The sequence below is a fragment of the Levilactobacillus suantsaiihabitans genome (genome assembly GCF_004745505.1).
Lineage (GTDB): Bacteria > Bacillota > Bacilli > Lactobacillales > Lactobacillaceae > Levilactobacillus > Levilactobacillus suantsaiihabitans.
Genome location: NZ_RKLX01000057.1, coordinates 1 through 832, shown reverse-complemented (window position 1 = coordinate 832; position 832 = coordinate 1). Strand labels below are relative to the sequence as shown.

The 832-nt window shown below is 40.5% G+C and carries 1 protein-coding gene; it reads right to left on the bottom strand.

All coding sequences use genetic code 11. The features are described from left to right. Nucleotides 1-184 precede the first annotated feature (184 nt). Nucleotides 185-832, bottom strand: a 648-nt coding sequence (locus EGT51_RS12810) for an IS1380 family transposase (protein ID WP_135369028.1), incomplete at its 5' end; no start/stop codon positions are given.

Sequence of the window (832 nt, the reverse complement as noted above, 5' to 3'; positions counted from 1 at the left end):
CCTGAATTATTCATACCTTTCAAAAAAGTCGTCAGTTTTCATGTTTTTCAAAAACTGACGGCTTTTGATCTTGCTTACTATGTATTGAGACTCTAAATTTTGATGGTATCACCTAACGGTGAGTCATTTTTGAATTTTTGGGTGCACTTATCCCTTGATCGTACAGAATTTTTTTTAATTGGGGCTATTTAATAGCCTGAATACGCTGTAATACCTGATAAAAGAGTCGATGATAAACGTGATGAGAACTCAGTCGTAACTGGATTCGTCGACCGGTAAACACAACGCGGGCAGCGACTTTGAATAAACGGATTCGTAATGTACTAACACGCAATCCGGTCTCTGTTTTAGGTAGGGCTATTTGCTTCATAAAATTGATAATATTGTACGCTAATACACTAACCATCATACGGGCAGCGTTGGCGGTAAACGTTGAACTATCAGTCTTATCAAAGAAGAAGCCCTCTTTGGCTTCCTTGATATAATTCTCCATCTGACCACGCTTATGATACAGTTCAAATGCTGCTTCTGCGGTTAAATTTGTCAGATTAGTCACAATAAATTCATGTGAAAAGATCAATTCGCCAGCTACACGAGTTGACTTAACGTATACTTGACGCGGTTTAGGCCACGAAGTGGCCTGATAAGTTGCTGAGTAATAGTGAGTTTCGGTTTCATGCCACTCAGTTGTGTCGCTTATCTGTACAAACTCTTCTGCCAAGTTGTGTAGTCGCTTATTACGTTTGAGGCGAATAATGTAAAAGACATCATCGGCCTCGCAGGTATCATAAACAGCTGGTGTGGCGAACCCGCTATCACCGCGAACCAGAAT